The sequence below is a fragment of the Rathayibacter rubneri genome, assembly GCF_023743255.1.
Classification (GTDB): domain Bacteria; phylum Actinomycetota; class Actinomycetes; order Actinomycetales; family Microbacteriaceae; genus Rathayibacter; species Rathayibacter rubneri.
In genome coordinates, this window is sequence record NZ_JAMRYM010000002.1 from 1 (window position 1) to 18,283 (window position 18,283).

Genomic DNA, 18,283 nt, shown 5'->3' on the forward strand with positions numbered 1-18,283 from the left:
AGGTATCCGGGGGCGGCGGTCCTCGGGGTGGAGGCGGCCGTGCGGACGGGAGTCGGCATGGTGCGGTACCTCGGGCCCGAGGGGCCCTCGGGGCTCGTGCTCGCGCGGCGACCCGAGGTGGTCACCGGTGCGGGGCGCGTGCAGGCGTGGCTCGTGGGCTCGGGCACCAGCGCCGCGGACCGCTCCGACTCCGAGCGGCGGGTGCTGCTCGAGCAGCTGCACTCGGGAGTGCCCGTCGTGCTCGACGCCGGAGCGCTCGACCTGATCGGCGAGGTCGACGGGCCCGTGATCGTCACTCCGCACTTCCGCGAGCTCGCCGGCATGCTCCAGCGCGCCGGGGTCGAGGTCGACGCGGCAGGGATCGCGGCGGACGCGGCCGGATGGGCGCGCCGCGCCGCCGAGCAGTTCGAGGTCTGCGTGCTGCTCAAGGGCAGCACGACGCACGTTGTCGCGGGGGACGTCGCCCTCGAGGTGAGCGGATCGACTCCCTGGCTCGCGACGGCCGGCAGCGGCGACGTGCTCGGAGGAGTGCTCGGCGCCCTGCTCGCGGGGAGCTCGGCCGACGCCGAGGCCGGGAACACGGCCCTCGGCGACCGCGAGCTCGCCTCCGCCGCGGCAGCCGCCTCCGTCCTTCACGCCCGAGCAGGCGCGCGCGCGTCCGCCGGCGGACCGATCGCCGCCCTCGACATCGCCGAGCACCTCCCGCGCGTCGTCGCGAGCCTCCTCGGGTGACGCCCGAGGGCGATGCCCGAGAAGGACAGCCCGGCTATGGTCCGGGAGGCTGAACCGATCCCGCAGTCGAGCCGTTGTCCCGGGAGAAGCGCGCACCGCGGCTCCGTCACCGGGGTCGCACGGCCGCCTCATCGGAACCCCACAACTCCCGTCCCTACGGTCGGGAGCGACAGCCGCGTCCGCCCCCACTCAGGAGAACAGACATGACCGCGAAGACCACGACTCCCGTCCGCTACGCCCTGACCCTCCTGGCCGGCGCGGGAACCCTCGCCGCCCTCGCCGCCTGCTCCAGCACGGCCACCGCCGGCACCGACTCCGCCGACGAGACGACGGCGCCGAGCTCCGCCGCCTCCGAGCCCGCGACCACCTCGACCGAGGCCGCCACGGGTGACGCCGCAGCCGGCGACAGCGCGTACGCCGACGGCACCTACGACGCCGAGGGCGCCTACACCTCTCCCGGCGGCAACGAGACCGTCGGCGTCGAGCTCACGCTCGAGGGCGGCGTCGTCACGGCCGTGACCGTGACCCCGCAGTCCGAGAACCCCACCGGCGAGCAGTACCAGGAGCGCTTCGCGAGCGGCATCTCCGGCGAGGTCGTCGGCATGCCCCTCGACGAGCTCGACGTGAGCGTCGTCTCGGGATCCTCCCTCACCTCCGGCGGCTTCAACGATGCCGTCGAGACCATCAAGGCCGATGCCGCGGCCTGACGACCGGCACGTGCTCGAGCACGTCTGGCGGTTCGACGCGATCGGGACCGTCTGGCGCATCGACTCCGGCGTCGCCCTCGACGCGGGCGTGCGCGCTCGTGTCGGGGCGCGCATCGCGGAGTACGACCGCACCTGGTCGCGCTTCCGCGACGACTCCGCGGTGTCGCGCCTGCGCACCGGACCGGGCGAGCACGTCTTCCCGGAGGAGGCGGACGACCTCTTCGCCCTCTACGACGCCCTCGACGAGGTGACCGCCGGCGCGGTGACGCCCTTCGTGGGCGACGCCCTCGAGCAACTGGGGTACGACGCCGACTACACGCTCGTCCCGCGCGGACCCGCCGCCCCGCCGCCCTCCTGGTCCGACGCCCGCTCGGCGGGGGGCCGCACCGTGTCCACATCGCGAGCGGTGGTCCTCGACGTCGGCGCGGCGGGGAAGGGCCAGCTCGTCGATCTCGTCCTGGCCGAGCTCGACGCCGAGGGCGTCGAGCACTCGGTGGTCGACGCCGGAGGGGACCTCCGCGCCCGCGCCGCCGGTCCCTTCCGCGTCGCCCTCGAGCACCCCTACGACCCGGCGCGGGCGATCGGGGTGGCGGTCCCCGATGAGCGCGCGCTCTGCGCCTCCGCCAGCAACCGCCGCGCCTGGGGCGACGGCCTGCACCACGTGCTCGACGGGCGCACCGGCCGACCCGTCGACACCGTGGTCGCCACCTGGGCGATCGCCGACACGGCTCTGCTCGCCGACGGGCTCGCCACGGCGCTGTTCGTCAGCCCTCCCGAGGTCCTCGCCGAGCGCTTCGACTTCGAGTTCGTCCGCGTCTTCAGCGACGGCACCCTCCACCACTCGCCCCGTTTCCCCGGAGAGGTCTTCCGATGATCGGCACCCTCGATCGCGCCCTCGGGCGCATCACCATGTACCGCCTGGTCTGGATGACGCTCGCCGCGCTCCTCGCGGTCGCCCTCGGCTACTCCGCAGCGGGGCTGATCTTCTTCCGACCGCTCGAGATCGCCGCGACCGCCGTGGTGGCCGTCGCGTCCACGACAGCGGTGACCTGGCTGCTCGCGAAGGCGGTGCGCTCGCCCGCGCACCTCGAGTCCTCGCTCGTCACCGGGCTCCTGATCGCCTTCCTGCTCTTCCCCACCGCGGAGCCGGGCGCCCTGCTGGTCGTCGCCCTGGTGGGCGCCATCGCGGCGGCGTCGAAGTACGTCCTCGCCTGGCGGGGGCGCCACGTGTTCAACCCGGCCGCAGTGGCGGTCCTCCTCGTCGCCCTCGCCCAGGGGCTGCTCGAGGGCACCCCGGCGGAGGGTTCGCTGACGGCCGCCGCCTGGGTGCTGCCGACGGGCGCTCTGTGGCCCTGGGTGCTCGTCGCCGCGCTGCTGATCGTGGCGCGGGTGCGCCGCTGGTCGATCTTCCTGGTCTTCGTGCTGGTCGCCGGATCGGTGTCCGTGTCCCAGTCCGTCCTCGCCGGCCAGGAGGTCGGGGCGGCCGCGCTGTCGGTCCTCACGGCGTACCCGTTCGTCTTCGCGGGCGCCTTCATGCTCACGGAGCCGCTGACGCTCGCGCCCCGCCGCTCGCAGCAGCTCGTCGTGGCGGTGGTGGCGGCGCTGCTGACCAGCGTGCCGTTCCACTGGGGGATCCTCTACTCGAGCCCCGAGCTGGGTCTCGTGGTCGGCAACGCCCTCGCGTTCGCCTTCGCGTTCCGCCAGCGCCGACGCCTGCCGCTGGAGCTGCGCTCCGCGGAGGCGATCGCGCCGGGCATCACCGAGTACCGCTTCCGGCCGGCCTCGCCGCTGCCCTTCGAGCCCGGGCAGTGGATCGAGCTCGATCTGCCGCACCGCTCCGACGCGAGGGGGAGTCGCCGCACGTTCTCGATCGCCTCCACTCCCCGCGACGGCGAGATCGCGATCGCGATGCGCGTGCCCGAGAAGGCGAGCAGCTTCAAACGCGCCCTCGCCGCCCTCGAGCCGGGCACCGTGGTGCGGGCGACGGGCGTCGGCGGGGACTTCGTCCTGCCGTCGGATCCCTCCGTGCCGCTGCTGCTCGTCGCCGGCGGCATCGGCATCACCCCCTTCGCCAGCCAGCTGTCGGCCCTCGCGGACGGCCCGTCGCGCGATGTCGTGGTCGTCTACGCGGCGGCCGCGCTCGAGGACGCCGCCTACCGGGAGCTGCTGCAGGCATCGGGAGCGCGGGTCGTGCTCCTGTCGCCCGACGCGCCGCAAGAACTTCCCGACGGCTGGACCCACTCCTCGGCACGGCTGACGGCCGCCTCGCTCGCCGATCTGGTCCCGGACGCGCCCCGCCGCGTCGGATACGTCTCGGGGTCGCCGACCTTCGTCGACTCGGTGCGCGGAGCCCTCCGCGGGGCCGGAGCGAAGCGGATCCGCACCGATGCGTTCGCCGGCTACTGACCGCTGCCCCGGCACTTCGCGCCTGCCAGGATGCCGTTCGACGGCCGCTCTATGATGACGCCGTGACGACCCCAGGAACCCCGGCGAGGACCCGCCCCACGGTCCGGCTGCGCGAGAACCGCGACTCCGCCGCCGTGCTCTGGGGCGGATTCGCCCTGGTGCACCTGCTGCTCTCGGTGCTGGCGCTGTTCGCGCCCGGGCTGCCGATGGGAGACGTCAGCATCGTCTACAAGCAGTGGATGCAGACGGCGGTCGAGGGTGGCGGCGTCGCCGGGATCGACACCGGCTGGGTCTACCCGATCCTCGCCTGGGCGCCGATCGCCGCATCGTGGCTCTTCGGCGCCGCCGGATACGACGTCGTCTGGCTCGTCCTCGTCGCTCTCGCCGATGCGGCGGCCTTCGGTCTCCTCCTGCACGGCCGCCGGCCCGCGCGACTGGCCGCTGCGCGCTGGTGGCTGCTGTTCCTCGTCCTGCTCGGGCCCATCGCGGTCGGGCGGATCGACGCCTTCACCGCTCCGCCGGTCATCGCCGGGATGCTGTGGGTCGGCACGCGGCCGGGGGCCTCCGCGCTCCTCCTGACGATCGCCACGTGGGTCAAGGTCTGGCCCGCAGCGGTGCTCGCCGCCGCCGTGCTGGTGCTGCGGGGTCGGGTGCGGCGCATCGTCGTGCCGGTCCTCGCCTCCGCCGTCATCGTGCTCGGAGTCGTGCTGGCCGGAGGTGGCGAGCAGGTCTTCAGCTTCGTCTCGGACCAGACCACCCGCGGGCTGCAGATCGAGGCGGTGGTGAGCACGCCGTGGATGTGGCTCTCGGTGCTCCCGGGCTCCGGCAGCTACGTCTGGTACGCGGCCGACATCAACACGTTCGAGATGCACGGGCCGGGCACGGAGGCCGCGGCCGAACTGATGACCCCGCTGCTCGCGGCCGCCATCCTGGTCGTCGCCGGCCTGGGGCTGCGCGCCCTGCGCTCCGGCGCCTCGGCCGCGCGCCTGCTCCCGCTGCTCGCGCTGGCCTTCGTCGTGGTGTTCATCGACGTCAACAAGGTGCTCTCGCCGCAGTACGTCGTCTGGCTCGCCCCGCCGGTGATCGCCGGGCTGGTCGTCGACCGCGACGCCTTCCGCACCCCCGCGAAGCTGACCCTGTGGGTCGCGGCGTTCACGCAGCTCGTCTACCCGTACCTGTACCTGTTCCTGCTCTGGTCGCACTGGTGGATGGTGCTCGTGCTGTCGGTCCGGAACGTGCTGCTGCTGATGCTGCTCGGCTGGGTCGTGCGCGAGCTCTGGCGCTCGGGGTCGCGCCGAGTCGTCACCCGATTCGAGGACGTCCCCCTCGGAGCGTCCGCGGCCGCGCGCTGATCCCTCCGGGCTCGTAGGCTCGGATCCAGCGGCCGACCGGCGGCCGCGCTGCAGGAGGTCATCATGCTCGTCGCGTTCTCGGTCGCTCCCTCGGGCGGCGAAGGCCCCGACGCCTCCGTCCACGACGCGGTCGCCGCAGCGGTGCGCATCGTGCGCGACTCCGGTCTGCCGAACCGCACCACTTCGATGTTCACCGAGATCGAGGGGGAGTGGGACGAGGTGTTCGACGTCGTCAAGCGGGCCACGGAGGCGGTCGGTGCGTTCGGCTCCCGCGTCTCGCTCGTGCTGAAGGCCGACATCCGGCCCGGCTACTCCGGCGAGATCGACGCCAAGATCCAGCGCCTGGGGCAGGCACTGGGGGAGTGAGTCGAGCGGGAGCGCTCTCCCGCTCGAATCGTTTCGACTCCGCTCGGAATGCCCGTACCCTGGTCCGGTGACTCTCTCGCCCGCCCGGACCCGTCTCGCCCTCCTCGCCCTCGCGATGGGCGGTTTCGGCATCGGCTCCACGGAGTTCGTGGCGATGGGTCTGCTGCCCCAGCTCGCCGCCGATCTGCTTCCCGGCGTCTGGGCGACCGACACCGAGCTCGCGAACTCGCAGGCCGGGATGCTGATCTCGGCGTACGCACTCGGAGTGGTCGTGGGGGCGCCCACGATCGCCGCGGCCGCCGCTCGGTGGCCGCGCAAGCGCCTGCTGCTCGGTCTGCTCGTCGCCTTCACGCTCGGCACCGTCGCCTCGGCGCTGCTGCCGACCTTCGAGCTCGTGCTGGTCGCCCGGTTCGTCGCCGCGCTCCCGCACGGCGCCTACTTCGGCATCGCCTCCCTCGTCGCCGCCGATCTGATGGGACCGGGCAGCCGCGGCAAGGGCGTCGCGTTCGTGCTGTCCGGACTGACGATCGCCAACGTGGTGGGTGTGCCCGCGATCACGTGGGTGGGCCAGAACGCCGGCTGGCGCTCCGCCTACCTGGTGGTGGCGGCCATCTTCGCCGCCACCGTCGTCGCGGTCTCCCTCCTCGTGCCGCACCAGCCGGGGAACCCCGCGGCGACGATGCGCAACGAGCTCAAGGCCTTCGGGCGCCTGCAGGTCTGGATGACGCTCGCCATCGGCGCGATCGGCTTCGGCGGTCTCTTCGCGATGTACAGCTACATCACCCCGCTCTCGACCGAGGTCACCGGGCTGCCGCTAGGCGCCGTGCCGTGGGTCCTGGTCGTGATCGGCCTGGGCATGACCGTCGGCAACCTCGCGGGCGGCTGGGCGGCGGACAAGAACGTGCGGCTCGCTCTCCTCGTGCTGTTCGCGGGCGTGGGGGTGTCCCTCGTGGGTCTCGCGCTCACCGCGACGACCGTCGTGGGGCTCCTGGTGTTCGCGTTCCTCGCGGCCGGGTTCTCGGCCGGAGCCTCGCCCGCCATCCAGACCCGTCTGATGGACGTCGCGCGCGACAGCCAGACGATCGCCGCCGCACTGAACCACTCCGCGCTCAACATCGGCAACTCGGTCGGCGCCGCACTCGGCGGGGTCGCGATCGCGGCCGGACTCGGCTACCTCTCACCGATCTGGGTGGGCGTGGTCCTCACCGCCGCCGGCATCCTCCTCGCCCTCGGCAGTCTCGCGATCGACCGCGTCCGCGGCACTGCCTACCCCGCCCCGCGCGAGCCCGCCGCCCCCGGCACCGGCAGCGTCCCCATCAACGCGCTCTAGGGAGCGCCGGGTGGCGTCCCTCGGCTCCCGACACTGCGAGCGGAGGGGCGGGACGCCGCGATCCTCGCCAGCGGCGTGCTGCGCGATCAGCCGGCTCGCACATCTCTCCCGAGCTCGGGCAACGGCCCCTTCTTCCGGAGCTGCGGGCGGACGTGGGTCTCGATACGCCGCCCTGCGGGCGACTACTCGACCAGCAGAGTGCTGCGAGCGCTCGAATAGCGCCGGCGCCAGCCCGCGACGTGAATCCGCGTGCCAGCGGATTCACGCAGGGCGCCGCAGGCCGCTCCGCGGTCCGCACCGCGTCGGAAAGCCGACTGCGGCCCGGCGGGCGCGGACCGCCGCGCGAAGGGCGCAGCCCCGCGACGTGAATCCGCGTGCCAGCGGATTCACGCAGGGCGCTGCAGGCCGCTCCGCGTTCCGCACCGCGCTGGAAAGCCGACTGCGGCAAGGCGGGCGGGGACCGCCGTGCGACAGGTGCAGCCCCGCGACGTGAATCCGCGTGCCAGCGGATTCACGCAGGGCGCCGCAGGCCGCTCTGCGGTCCGCGACCATGTGGACAAGCCGACTGCGGCCCGGCGGGCGGGGACCGCCGGGCAGAGCAACTCAGTCCGTCTCGATCAGGATCCCGTCGTGGATGGCGCGCTTGCGCAGCGCGACCTTGGTGCCCACGTCGATGCCGACGACGCGGTACTTCTCGCGGATGCGCTTGAGGTACGACTTCGCCGTCTCCTCCGAGATGCCGAGTTCGAAGGCGACGGACTTCACGGGCTCGCCGCCTCCGTAGAGGGCCATGACGCGGCGCTCCTGCGCGCTGAGCTTCGGCGCGCCGTCGGAGTCGCCCGTCGACAGCGCCATGTCGAGCTCGTGCGAGATGTAGGAGTGGCCGTCCTTCGCCGCGCGGATCGCCTCGACGATCATGTCGGCGTCCTCGGTCTTGACGAGGTAGCCGAGGGCTCCCGAGGCCAGGGCCTCGCGGACGACGGCGGGCTCGGAGTAGGTGCTCATGAGCACCGTCTTCACCCCGGTGGTCTTCAGCGTCGAGAGCTTCACCGAGATCGGGATGTTGTCCTTGAGGTCGAGGTCGAGCAGGACCACGTCGACCGGGAACTCGGGGTGCGTGAGCAGCTCCGGCCAGGAGGCGACCGCGGCGACGAGCTGAATGTCGGAGGCGGCGCCTCTGATCCACTCGGTGAGGGCGCCCAGGAGCATCTTGTGGTCGTCGACGACGGCGAGGGTGATCTTCGGCTCGGCGGAGTGGGTCATCGGAGTCCTTCGGCTGTTCGGGGCGTCTGCGGTTCGGGGGGTCCCGGGGTCTGGGGGCTCTGGCTCATCGGCGTCTCGCGGCCGCCGGTCATCGGTCGACCGGGTTCTCGACCAGGCAGTCGATCTCGATCCGCAGCTCGCCGTCGCGGGACGGGGTGCGCGAGGCGCCGACCTGAGCGATAGCCTCCCACGTCGCGGGATCCACTCCGCGCAGTGGCACACCCTCGCATCGGAGTGCGATCGGGACGAGGAGCGTGCGCGCCGGGGCGTCGGGGGAGGGCTCGCGGGGCGATCCGGCCTCGACGTGGAGGGCCGCGGGAGTGCCGACGGCACCGTCGAGGATGAGCCAGATGGCCGAGAGCAGGCCGTCGCGCTGGGCCTGGCCGAGCAGTCCGGCGGTGCCGTTGGGATCGTCGAGGTGGACGAGCGGGGCGAGGAACTCGGATTCGAGGATCGCGTGGTGCAGCCAGGTCTCGCGGCGGCCCTCGATGAGGTGGAGGCGCAGCTGCGTCGCGAGGGACGCCGCGTGCGCGGCCCGGTCGGCGTCGAGGGGCAGCGGAGTGCTCGCGTCGCCGACCTCGGCGAGCAGGCGCTCCGCGGCCAGGTCGAGGCGGGCGAGCTCCTCCGAGGCGAGCATGCCGACGGCGTAGCGCGGTCCGACGGTCGTGCTCTGCACCAGGGCCCGGTCGATCTCGAGCTGCACCATGCGGCGGAAGCCGCGCATCATCACGACGACGACCACGGCGGGCGTCAGGGTGAGCACCAGGGCGCTCACGCGCACCGAGACCGCATCGGGGTCGCCCCACTCCATCGCGGCGAAGACGGCGAGCTCGGCGGCTGCGACGATCAGCGCGACGGCGACGATCTCGACTCCGCGCCGGTGCACGATGAGGGCCGTGTGCGCGACCGCGGCGGCCACGGCGGCTGTGGGGGCCGCCTGCGAGCCCGCTCCCAGCACGGCGGCCAGATCGAGCACGACGGCCGCCGACGCCCCGGCGAGGAACGCCGCGTAGGCCCAGGAGGGCAGGCTCTGGCCCGTGAGACCGATGGCCAGTACGGTCCCGCCGAAGGTCGCTCCGAGCAGCAGCCACGCCGCGGCTCCCAGGCCCGGCCGCGAGTACTCGTCGAGGCTGCCGAGGAAGACGAGGAGCTCGTAGCCCATGATCGCGAGGGCGATGCCGGTGAGCCCACTGCCCAGGTAGCTCGTGCCGAGCCCCTCGTGCTGCTGCTTGGCCGAGGACGCCGCGCGGGAGGGACGCCCCCGGCGGCGGGGAGCGCCGTTGAGCAGCGGGGCGACGGGCTCGGTCACTTCGGCACCTCCAGGACGACGGTCGTGCCGGCACCGGGCGCGCTGAAGAGGCGCGTGCGCCCGCCCACGTCCGCGAGCCGCGCCACCACGGACTCCTTGAAGCCGAGCTTGGCGGCGGGGACCGTGCCGATGTCGAAGCCGACTCCCGCATCGGTCACCATCGCGCGAACCGTGCCGTCGTCCTCGGTGATCGTGACGTCGGCCGAGTTGACCCCGGAGTGCCGCCGCACATTCTCGAGGCACTCGGCGAGGGCCATGAGGAACGAGTCCAGGGCGGCTCCGCTGAGCACGATCTGGCCCGAGCCGTGCCAGATGACGTCCAGGCCCATGCGTCCGAAGCGGTTCTTGACGCCTTCGAGGGTGTGCGCGGCCGGCGCGCTCGTGACGCTCGTCAGCTGGTACGAGCCGGAGGCGCTGGGGGTGGGGGTTCCGCCGAGCCGCAGCTGCCGCAGGAGCTGCGCGTCCTCGGCCGCCTGCTGGCGGAGGGCGTCGACGGAGACGCCGACCCCGGAGTGGGCGAGCAGGGTCAGCGTGGCGAGCACCGTGTCGTGCAGGAGCCGGGCGCCCTGACGGCGCTGCGCCTCCGTCTCGCTGGCCTGCCGTTCGACGCGGTGCGCGTTGCCGATGCTGTCGATCCGACGCACCACCCGCGGCACCGCGGTGCTGATCCAGAGGGCGAACGCGCAGAGGCAGCCCCACGGCAGCAGGCTGAGGATCGCGACGTTGAGTGTCATCGCGGTGCTGGCGGCGAGCATCGACGGCACGAGGCTCGCGAGCATGATCGGGAGCAGCGTCAGTGCGCGCCGGGGGGACGTGCTGACGACCACGGCGACGGTGCTCGTGATCGCGTTGGCGGTGCTCGCGAGCACGAACGCCGCGAAGCCGGGGGAGTCCGCGACGTCGACGGCGATCCCCGCGCCCAGCAGGAGCCCGCCGACACCGCTGGCGACCAGCCAGAGCCGGGCGCCGCTCCTGCCGAGCTGGACGTGCACCACGGCGAGTCCGAGCAGCAGCGCGACGGCGAAGGGCGTGGCCAGCGGATCGAGGGTGCCCGGCACGAGGACCAGCACGAGCGCCGCGCCGTCCGTCAGCAGGCCCACCGCTCGCGCGGACTGCTGCAGGAGGCGGTCGCGCTCCCGCACGCTGCGGATCATGGGCACGGGGCGACTCCCTCGGATCGTCGGGGGAAGGGCCCCCGACTCACGATAGCCACTGCCGGCGCTCGGGCCGGGAGCGGCTCACACGGCGAGCAGGCGCGAGAGGTGCCCGCCGACCACGTCGTCCTCGATCAGGAAGGCGTCGTGGCCGAAGGTGGAGCTGATCACGGCCACCTCGTCCCCGTCGATGTTGCCCGGAGCGTGAACGGCGATGATCCGCTGACCCTCGACGGGGAAGAGCCGATCGCTGTCGATGCCGAGGACGAGGGTCGGGCTGGTGATGCGGGAGAGCGCCTCCGCCTCGCCGCCGCGGCCGCGGCCGACGTCGTGCGAGTTCATCGCCTCGACGAGCGTGATGTAGCTGTTGGCGTCGAAGCGGCGGGTGAACTTGTTGCCGTGGAAGTCGAGGTAGGACTCGACCGCGAAGCGCCCTCCGCCGCCGAGCGGGCTCAGGCCCGACTGCCAGCTGCGCTCGAAGCGGTCGTTGAGCTCCGAGGGGCTGCGGTAGTTCAGCAGCGCCATCCGGCGGGCCAGGGCGAGCCCGTGGTACGGGCCCTGACCGTCGCCGGCGTCGTAGTAGGCCCCGCCGGCGAAGTTCGCGTCGCTGCGGATCGCCTCGAGCTGCACGAAGTTGAGCGCGATCTGATCGGCGGTCGCCCGCGGCGGAGCGGCGAGCACGGCGAGCCGGGCCACGCGCTCCGGATGGTCGATGCCCCACTCGAGCGCCTGCATCCCGCCCATCGAGCCGCCGATGACCGTGTGCCAGCGCTCGATCCCGAGCAGGTCCGAGAAGAGGACCTGCGCCCGGACCTGGTCGCGGATGCTCGTGTACGGGAACCGCGCGCCCCACTCGTGCCCGTCCGGAGCGAGCGAGGCCGGCCCGGTCGTCCCCTGGCAGCCGCCGAGCATGTTGGGCGCGACCACGAACCAGCGATCGGTGTCGATGACCTCGCCGGGTCCGACGAGTCCCGACCACCAGCCGTCGGTCGCGTGGCCGGTCTCGCCCCGGCCGAGGAGGTGCGAGTCCCCGGTCAGCGCGTGGAGCACGAGGATCGCGTTGTCGCCGGAGGGGGAGAGCTCGCCCCAGGTCTCGTAGGCCATCCGCAGGTGCGGGAGGTGCCCGCCCGATTCGAAGTCGAAGGGGCCGACGTCGACGAAGCGGCGGTTGCCGGGGTGATCGCCGTCGCGCCAGGCCCCGGTGGCGGGCGGCTTGCCGATCACCGAGCGGAGCTGGCGCTCGGTGACGAACGCCGACGGGACGGTGTCCTCGAGTGTCTGCTGCCAGTCCATAGCGGTCTCCATCGTGTCAGAGCGCCGCCCCGCTCCGGTCTTTGTTACGCCCGTCCGTCGTGGCGCCGACCGGCGCCGGTGCTCGTGACGCCCCCCCCGGCGTCCTGTCGCGGGACAGCCCGGAACGGACGGGATCCCCCGCCGCGGCAGGGGATCCCGTCCGTTCCGGCGCAGCCGGCGACGGGCCAGGAGGCGGATCAGGCGTTCGCGCGCGAGGCCTCGACCACGGCACGGGCCGCCCGCAGGGCCTGGGCGAGGTCGGCGCGCAGGTCGTCGATGCTCTCCAGACCCACCGAGAGGCGGACGAGTCCGGGCGTCACACCCGCGGTCAGCTGCTGCTCGGGGGTGAGCTGCGAGTGCGTCGTCGATGCGGGGTGGATGACGAGGGAGCGGACATCGCCGATGTTCGCGAGGTGCGAGAACAGGGTGAGCGAGTCGACGAACGCGCGGCCCGCGTCGACTCCGCCCTTGAGCTCGAACGACAGCACGGCTCCGACGCCCTTCGGGGCGTAGTGGTTCGCGGCCGCGTACCAGGGCGAGGTGGGCAGACCGGAGTAGTTCACCGACGCGATGTCGGAGTGGTTCTCGAGGTACTCCGCGATCTCCTGCGCGTTCTGCACGTGGCGCTCGATCCGCAGCGAGAGGGTCTCGATTCCCTGGATCAGCTGCCAGGCGCTCGCCGGGGCGATGGACGCACCGAGGTCGCGCAGCAGCTGCACGCGGGCCTTGATGATGTAGGCGAGGGAGTCGCCGACCGCGGCCGTGTAGACCGCGCCGTGGTAGGACTCGTCCGGCGTCGTGAGACCGGGGAACCTCGCCGCGTTCTCGCTCCACGGGAAAGTGCCGCCGTCGACGATGGCGCCGCCGATGACCGTGCCGTGTCCGCCGAGGAACTTGGTGGCCGAGTGCACGATGATGTCGGCGCCGTGCTCGAACGGGCGGATCAGGTACGGCGTCGCGATCGTGTTGTCGACGATCAGCGGGACGCCCGCGGCGTGCGCCACGTCGGCGACGGAGCGGATGTCGAGGATGTTGATCTTGGGGTTGCCGATGGTCTCGGCGAAGAAGAGCTTCGTGTTCGGGCGCACCGCGCGGCGCCACTCCTCCTGGTCGTCCTGGTTCTCGACGAACGTCGTCTCGATGCCCAGCTTGGCCAGCGTGTACTTGAACAGGTTGTAGGTGCCGCCGTAGATCGAGGACGACGAGACGATGTGGTCGCCGGCGTGCGCGATGTTGAGGACCGCCGCGGTCTCGGCCGCCTGGCCGGAGGCGAGGAGCAGGGCGCCGGAGCCGCCCTCGAGCGCGGCGAGGCGCTCCTCCACGACGGCCTGCGTCGGGTTCTGGATGCGGGTGTAGATGTTGCCGGACTCGGCGAGGGCGAAGAGGTTCTTCGCGTGCTCCGCGTTGTCGAAGACGTAGGAGGTCGTCTGGTAGATCGGTGTGGCGCGCGCCTTGGTGACCGGATCCGGCGCCGCTCCCGAGTGGATCTGCTTGGTCTCGAACTGCCACTCGGCGGGGTCGGTCATGGTGCGTCCAATCGGGTCGTGACGGCGGAGGGGCGGAGTCCGTTCTCCGCCGCGACGAGCCTAGGCGGGCGGCCGGGCCGGGGCGAGGTCCGCCGACACACGAGGTCATCCCGCGACGGGGAGCGCCTCAGCGCGGTGCGGTGCGGTCGGGCGTGCTGCGATCGGACGCGGCGCGCGGATCGCGCTTGGAGCCCGTCGGATCAGCGCGACGCGGCCGATCGGGCCGCTCGTCCTGCACGGGGGCGAAGAGCCAGGCGGCGCGCGGCTCGACGAGCTTGTGGAAGACGGTCCGCGTCCAGCCGAGCGAGAGCACCACCGAGACCGCGATGCAGAGCACGATCATCAGCACCAGGGCGAACGTGCTGTCCGCGGCCGAGAGCACCCCCGACTCCCGCAGCGGGTAGAGGACGAAGCTGTGCAGCAGGTAGACGTACATCGTCGACTGGCCCCAGTGCGTCAGCACCGTGCGCCCGCGCGGGATCAGCGCGAAGAGGGCGAGGGAGAGGACGACCGCGGTCAGCATCAGCGCCAGACGGACCAGGCCGGCCCACCACTCCGTCTCGCCGAGCGCGTCGTAGGGACGGTCGTAGAAGAACCAGTAGCGCAGGTCGGCCGCGCGGAAAGCGTCGATGTTCACCGTCATCACGATCGCCGTGACGGCGAAGAGGACGAGGGCGACCGCGCGCACGGCGAGGACCCTGCCCGTCGGCAGAGCGAGCCAGCGGTCGACCAGGAGCCGCGAGCCGGTCCGCCAGCCGCGCAGCCGCCAGCCGAAGACGAAGAAGGGCAGGATCCCGATCGCGCGCGCCAGCGAGAAGGTCGAGTCGATGTTGTCGTAGTAGCTGACCCCCACCGCGAGGACGACGCTGATCAGCAGCGGCCAGCGCAGGAGCGCGAGGTAGGGGAGCACGAGACGGAAGATGCCCAGCGCGAGCAGAAACCAGAGCGTCCAGCTGGGCTTGGTCGGGTTGAACTCGGTCTTGCCCTCGACCGCCAGCTGCACCAGCGTCCAGACCGTCTCCATGATCAGGTAGGGAAGCAGGATGTCGGTCATCACCCGGCGCATCGCGCGCGCGTTCGGCGCTCCGGCCTTCGAGAAGTAGCCGGAGATGATGGCGAACGCCGGCATGTGGAACGCGTACACCGTGAGGTAGACGATCAGCGACACGTCGGAGTTGGCGGTCAGGCGCTGGATCCCGTGCCCGATGACCACCAGGGTCACGCAGACGAAGCGGGCGTTGTCCCAGAGCGGGACGCGGCGCTTGGGAGGAGCGCCGACTCCGCCGGTCGCGGGTGCGGGGTCGGCGGGGTTCACCGGGTCAGACTAGCGTTGGGGGCGACGACGGAGTCGGTGGTGTCCGAGGCTTGACGGAAGGGGACGAGCGTGGTTCGACGCGTCGTCGTGACAGGAGCGAGTTCAGGGATCGGTGCGGCCACGGTCCGCCTGTTCCGGGAGCACGGATGGGACGTCGTGGCCGTGGCCCGCCGGCGCGAGAGGCTCGAGGCGCTCGCCGCCGAGACGGGGGCGGGCTTCTTCGTCGCGGATCTGACCGACTCCGCCCAGGTCGACGCCCTGCGGGACCACCTCGCCGCGACCGGAGCCGTGCACGCGCTCGTCAACAACGCCGGCGGTGCGCTCGGACTCGATACCGTGGAGGCGTCCGACCCGGCCGACTGGACCCGGATGTTCGAGATCAACGTGCTCTCGGTGAAGCTGGTCACCAGCGCGCTCCTCCCGCTGCTGCGCCGCGGCGTCGCCGACGCCGGCTCCGAGGGCTCGGCCGACATCGTCACGGTCACCTCCATCGCCGGTCACGTCGCCTACGAGGGCGGCGGCGGGTACAACGCGGCCAAGTTCGCGGCCCACGCCCTGGTGGCCGTGCTGCGCCTCGAGCTCGCGGGCGAGCCGATCCGCGTGGTCGAGATCGCGCCCGGCATGGTGCACACCGAGGAGTTCTCCCTGGTGCGGTTCGGCGGTGACAAGGAGCGGGCCGACAAGGTGTACGACGGAGTCGCCGCGCCCCTGGTGGCCGAGGACGTCGCCGCGGCGATCGTCTCCTCCGTGGAGCTCCCCGCGCACGTCAACCTGGATCTGGTGACGATCAAGCCCGTCGCGCAGGCCGCGCCGCACAAGGTCGTCCGGGGTCCGCTGGCGCCGAAGCTCTGACGGGGGGCGTCCGACCGCCCTCGGGCGATGTGACGCGGAGGCGCGCGACGCTCTAGCCTGTCCATCATGGTTTCCGACGCCGACGACTCCGCCGCCCTCCTCGCCGCCACGGAGAAGGAGGTCCTCGGCTGGCTCGAGTTCGGCGACGCCGCGCGGCATCTCGCGGACGACGTGGTCGCCACGGGCTACCGGCCCGAGCTGGTCGTCGCCATCGCCCGCGGCGGTCTGCTGCTCGCGGGAGCCGTGGCGTACGCGCTCGGCATCAAGAGCTGCGGGGCGCTGAACGTCGAGTTCTACACCGGTGTCGAGGCGCGGCTCGCCGCCCCCGTCGTGCTGCCTCCGCTCCTGGACGAGGCCTCGGTCCGCGGCAAGCGGGTCCTGCTCGTCGACGACGTGTCCGACTCCGGCCACACGCTCGCCCTGTCGGTCAAGCTGATCGAGGCCATGGGTGCCGAGGTGCGCACCGTCACGCTCTACACGAAGCCCCGCACCGTGCTCGAGCCGGACTTCTTCTGGCGCCGCACCCCGCGCTGGATCGTCTTCCCCTGGTCGGCCCTCCCTCCGGTCGACGGCGCTCTCGCTGAGGACGGCGAATGAGCGTCCACCTGATCGGCGGCGGAGGCGGGGCGGAGCACGACTCCGACCTCTACGGCGCCTTCCTGGCGGAGGCGCGCGCCCGCGCCGTCGACGCCGGCCGGATCGAGGGCCCGCGGATCGCGATCGTCGTCGTGCACGACGGGCTGGGGCCCGAGGCCTACGCCGGATACGCGGCGACGCTCGCGTCGGTCGGCCCGATCGAGCCGGTCGCCGTGCTCAAGCCCGAGGGCGGACGCATCAACCCGTCGGTCTTCGACGAGGTCGACGGGATCTTCGTCGGCGGCGGGCTCACCCCCGCGTACCGCGACGCCCTCGAGGACTCGTTCGAGCGCCTGCGCGACCTGGTCTCCTCCGGGACCCCCTACGCCGGGTTCTCGGCCGGTGCCGCCATCGCGGCGGACCGGGCGATCGTCGGCGGATCCCGCATCGGAGGCGTCGTCGTGGCACCGGAGGACGCCGCGGAGGAGCTCGACGAGGTGACGGTGCTCGAGGGCATCGGCCTGGTCGACGTCTCGATAGACGTGCACGCCGCGCAGTGGGGCACGCTCGGCCGCCTCGTGGCCGCGGTCGAGGCCGGCCTCGTCGACGGCGGGGTCGCGATCGACGAGTCGACCGCTCTGACGGTCGGCACGGGAGCGCTGCGCGTCTCGGGCGCCGGGTCCGTCTGGCGCGCGAGCGCCGGCGAGTCCGGGGTGCTCGTGGCCACGCTCGCCGCGAGCTGACCCGTGGACCTCCAGGAGCTGGCGGCTGCCGGCCTGATCGACGCGGGCTGGGCGTCGGCGCTCGCACCGGTGGGCCCGGACATCGCCGCGATGGGCGACTTCCTGCGCGCCGAGGTGGCCGCCGGTCGGCCCTACCTGCCCGCGGGCGCGGACGTGCTCCGGGCCTTCCGCGCTCCGCTCGCGGACGTGCGCGTGCTCATCGTCGGCCAGGACCCGTACCCGACGCCGGGGCATCCGATCGGGCTCTCCTTCGCGGTCGAGCGGCACGTCCGCCCGGTGCCGCGGAGCCTCCAGAACATCTATCGCGAGCTGCGCGACGACCTCGGCGTCACTCCTCCCGAGCACGGCGACCTCGGCGCCTGGACCAGCAGCGGCGTGATGCTGCTCAACCGCGTGCTGACCGTCGCGCCCGGCGCTCCCGCCTCGCACCGCGGGAAGGGCTGGGAGGCGGTCACCGAGCACGCGATCCGGACGCTCGCGGCGCGGGACGCTCCCCTCGTCGCGATCCTCTGGGGGAGGGATGCGGCGGGCCTGCGCCCGCTCCTCGGCGACGCGGGGATCGTCGAGAGCGCGCATCCGAGCCCCCTGTCGGCCTCCCGGGGCTTCTTCGGCTCGCGCCCCTTCAGCCGGGCGAACGCGCTGCTCGTCGAGCGCGGCGCCGAGCCGGTCGACTGGCGCCTGTCGGAGTGAGCGGCCGCGCCGCAGAGCCCGGCGGTGCGCCGATACGCTGGACGCTGTCCGCGCGCGCGGCCCGGATCGACGGAGGGGACCCCCATGCTTGAGGAAGAGTACGAGCAGCGACGCGTCCTGCCGCCGCACCTGCGGAGGACGCCTCCGCCCGAGCCCGACTTCTCGTACGAGATCCGCGAGGCGCGCGAGGAGGACCTCCCCGACATCCGCGAGATCTACAACCACTACGTGCGCAACACCGTCGTGACGTTCGACGAGGACGACTCGACGATCAAGGAGTGGCGCTCGAAGTTCACCAGGAACCAGAAGCTCGGGCTGCCCTTCATCGTCGCGGTGTCGCCGTCCGGGCAGATCCTCGGCTACGCGATGGTCTCGCCCTGGTCCTCGAAGCGCGCGTACCGCTTCACGGTCGAGAACTCGATCTACCTCCGCGCGGCCTCCACCGGCAAGGGCCTGGGCAAGGCGCTGATGACCGAGCTGCTGGAGCGGGCGAAGGCCGTGGGCATCCGTCAGATCATGGCCGTCATCGCAGACAAGGGGGCGGAGGCGTCGCTGGCGATGCACGCCCAGTACGGCTTCGTCGAGGTGGGGCGGATGGGCCGGGTCGGCTTCAAGTTCAACCGCTGGCTCAGCACGGTGCTGCTGCAGAAGACGCTGAAGTAGACGCGC

At 72.7% G+C, this 18,283-nt stretch carries 18 protein-coding genes; 12 read left to right on the forward strand and 6 right to left on the reverse strand.

Annotated features, from left to right (window positions below):
• The 7 genes from NB037_RS00915 to NB037_RS00945 all read left to right on the forward strand — a co-directional run.
• A partial coding sequence (locus NB037_RS00915) for an ADP-dependent NAD(P)H-hydrate dehydratase (RefSeq protein ID WP_251942775.1) occupies nucleotides 1-732 on the forward strand: 732 nt, incomplete at its 5' end.
• Nucleotides 733-935: 203 nt separating this feature from the next.
• Nucleotides 936-1,439 (forward strand): FMN-binding protein, encoded by a 504-nt coding sequence (locus NB037_RS00920; protein ID WP_251942777.1) that lies wholly within the window; start codon nucleotides 936-938, stop codon nucleotides 1,437-1,439.
• Entirely contained in the window at nucleotides 1,426-2,313 is an 888-nt protein-coding gene (locus NB037_RS00925) for an FAD:protein FMN transferase (RefSeq protein WP_251942778.1), read from the forward strand. The genes NB037_RS00920 and NB037_RS00925 overlap by 14 nt, the downstream gene beginning before the upstream one ends.
• The gene (locus NB037_RS00930; RefSeq protein WP_251942781.1) at nucleotides 2,310-3,845 is read left to right on the forward strand and encodes an FAD-dependent oxidoreductase; all 1,536 of its coding nucleotides are present in this window, start codon (nucleotides 2,310-2,312) and stop codon (nucleotides 3,843-3,845) included. Before NB037_RS00925 ends, NB037_RS00930 begins: the two co-directional genes overlap by 4 nt.
• Nucleotides 3,846-3,907: 62 nt before the next feature.
• Nucleotides 3,908-5,197 carry a glycosyltransferase family protein gene (locus NB037_RS00935; protein WP_251942783.1) on the forward strand — a complete coding sequence of 430 codons (1,290 nt, stop codon included), beginning with the start codon at nucleotides 3,908-3,910 and terminating at the stop codon, nucleotides 5,195-5,197.
• 63 nt (nucleotides 5,198-5,260) lie between these two features.
• On the forward strand, nucleotides 5,261-5,563 hold the full coding sequence (locus tag NB037_RS00940) for a thiamine-binding protein (protein WP_251942786.1): 303 nt from the start codon (nucleotides 5,261-5,263) through the stop codon (nucleotides 5,561-5,563).
• A gap of 67 nt (nucleotides 5,564-5,630) precedes the next feature.
• Entirely contained in the window at nucleotides 5,631-6,893 is a 1,263-nt protein-coding gene (locus tag NB037_RS00945) for an MFS transporter (protein ID WP_372490663.1), read from the forward strand.
• Between the two features lie 603 nt (nucleotides 6,894-7,496).
• Here the strand turns inward: NB037_RS00945 and NB037_RS00950 are convergent.
• From NB037_RS00950 to NB037_RS00975, 6 genes are all read right to left on the reverse strand, one after another.
• Nucleotides 7,497-8,156, reverse strand: coding sequence for a response regulator (locus NB037_RS00950; protein WP_207404896.1), 660 nt, complete (start codon nucleotides 8,154-8,156; stop codon nucleotides 7,497-7,499).
• 88 nt (nucleotides 8,157-8,244) lie between these two features.
• Nucleotides 8,245-9,465 (reverse strand): hypothetical protein, encoded by a 1,221-nt coding sequence (locus NB037_RS00955; RefSeq protein WP_251942788.1) that lies wholly within the window; start codon nucleotides 9,463-9,465, stop codon nucleotides 8,245-8,247.
• Entirely contained in the window at nucleotides 9,462-10,619 is a 1,158-nt protein-coding gene (locus tag NB037_RS00960) for a sensor histidine kinase (RefSeq protein WP_251943043.1), read from the reverse strand. Before NB037_RS00960 ends, NB037_RS00955 begins: the two co-directional genes overlap by 4 nt.
• Before the next feature lie 84 nt (nucleotides 10,620-10,703).
• Nucleotides 10,704-11,912 (reverse strand): homoserine O-acetyltransferase MetX, encoded by a 1,209-nt coding sequence (metX, locus tag NB037_RS00965; protein ID WP_251942790.1) that lies wholly within the window; start codon nucleotides 11,910-11,912, stop codon nucleotides 10,704-10,706.
• Nucleotides 11,913-12,109: 197 nt separating this feature from the next.
• Nucleotides 12,110-13,438 carry a bifunctional o-acetylhomoserine/o-acetylserine sulfhydrylase gene (locus tag NB037_RS00970; protein ID WP_251942792.1) on the reverse strand — a complete coding sequence of 443 codons (1,329 nt, stop codon included), beginning with the start codon at nucleotides 13,436-13,438 and terminating at the stop codon, nucleotides 12,110-12,112.
• Between the two features lie 127 nt (nucleotides 13,439-13,565).
• Nucleotides 13,566-14,753, reverse strand: a complete 1,188-nt coding sequence (locus NB037_RS00975) for an acyltransferase family protein (protein WP_251942794.1) — start codon at nucleotides 14,751-14,753, stop codon at nucleotides 13,566-13,568.
• Between the two features lie 69 nt (nucleotides 14,754-14,822).
• On the opposite strand from NB037_RS00975, the gene NB037_RS00980 reads away from it, so the two are divergent.
• From NB037_RS00980 to NB037_RS01000, 5 genes are all read left to right on the forward strand, one after another.
• Nucleotides 14,823-15,605 carry an SDR family NAD(P)-dependent oxidoreductase gene (locus tag NB037_RS00980; RefSeq protein ID WP_251942796.1) on the forward strand — a complete coding sequence of 261 codons (783 nt, stop codon included), beginning with the start codon at nucleotides 14,823-14,825 and terminating at the stop codon, nucleotides 15,603-15,605.
• 66 nt (nucleotides 15,606-15,671) lie between these two features.
• Entirely contained in the window at nucleotides 15,672-16,202 is a 531-nt protein-coding gene (locus NB037_RS00985; RefSeq protein ID WP_207404886.1) for a phosphoribosyltransferase, read from the forward strand.
• Nucleotides 16,199-16,924: a Type 1 glutamine amidotransferase-like domain-containing protein gene (locus NB037_RS00990; RefSeq protein WP_251942798.1), complete on the forward strand. Its 726-nt coding sequence runs from the start codon at nucleotides 16,199-16,201 to the stop codon at nucleotides 16,922-16,924. Before NB037_RS00985 ends, NB037_RS00990 begins: the two co-directional genes overlap by 4 nt.
• A 3-nt stretch (nucleotides 16,925-16,927) precedes the next feature.
• Nucleotides 16,928-17,614 carry a uracil-DNA glycosylase gene (locus NB037_RS00995; RefSeq protein WP_251942800.1) on the forward strand — a complete coding sequence of 229 codons (687 nt, stop codon included), beginning with the start codon at nucleotides 16,928-16,930 and terminating at the stop codon, nucleotides 17,612-17,614.
• Nucleotides 17,615-17,698: 84 nt separating this feature from the next.
• Nucleotides 17,699-18,277: a GNAT family N-acetyltransferase gene (locus NB037_RS01000; RefSeq protein WP_251942802.1), complete on the forward strand. Its 579-nt coding sequence runs from the start codon at nucleotides 17,699-17,701 to the stop codon at nucleotides 18,275-18,277.
• The last annotated feature ends 6 nt before the right edge of the window (nucleotides 18,278-18,283 follow it).

Excerpts from the sequence above, each read along its gene's own strand:
- NB037_RS00985 (WP_207404886.1), top strand. The coding sequence starts at position 15,672 with ATGGTTTCCGACGCCGACGACTCCGCCGCCCTCCTCGCCGCCACGGAG.
- NB037_RS00960 (WP_251943043.1), bottom strand. The coding sequence starts at position 10,619 with ATGATCCGCAGCGTGCGGGAGCGCGACCGCCTCCTGCAGCAGTCCGCG.
- NB037_RS00930 (WP_251942781.1), top strand. The coding sequence starts at position 2,310 with ATGATCGGCACCCTCGATCGCGCCCTCGGGCGCATCACCATGTACCGC.
- NB037_RS00940 (WP_251942786.1), top strand. The coding sequence starts at position 5,261 with ATGCTCGTCGCGTTCTCGGTCGCTCCCTCGGGCGGCGAAGGCCCCGAC.
- NB037_RS00920 (WP_251942777.1), top strand. The coding sequence starts at position 936 with ATGACCGCGAAGACCACGACTCCCGTCCGCTACGCCCTGACCCTCCTG.
- NB037_RS00990 (WP_251942798.1), top strand. The coding sequence starts at position 16,199 with ATGAGCGTCCACCTGATCGGCGGCGGAGGCGGGGCGGAGCACGACTCC.
- NB037_RS01000 (WP_251942802.1), top strand. The coding sequence starts at position 17,699 with ATGCTTGAGGAAGAGTACGAGCAGCGACGCGTCCTGCCGCCGCACCTG.
- NB037_RS00950 (WP_207404896.1), bottom strand. The coding sequence starts at position 8,156 with ATGACCCACTCCGCCGAGCCGAAGATCACCCTCGCCGTCGTCGACGAC.
- metX (WP_251942790.1), bottom strand. The coding sequence starts at position 11,912 with ATGGACTGGCAGCAGACACTCGAGGACACCGTCCCGTCGGCGTTCGTC.
- NB037_RS00970 (WP_251942792.1), bottom strand. The coding sequence starts at position 13,438 with ATGACCGACCCCGCCGAGTGGCAGTTCGAGACCAAGCAGATCCACTCG.
- NB037_RS00925 (WP_251942778.1), top strand. The coding sequence starts at position 1,426 with ATGCCGCGGCCTGACGACCGGCACGTGCTCGAGCACGTCTGGCGGTTC.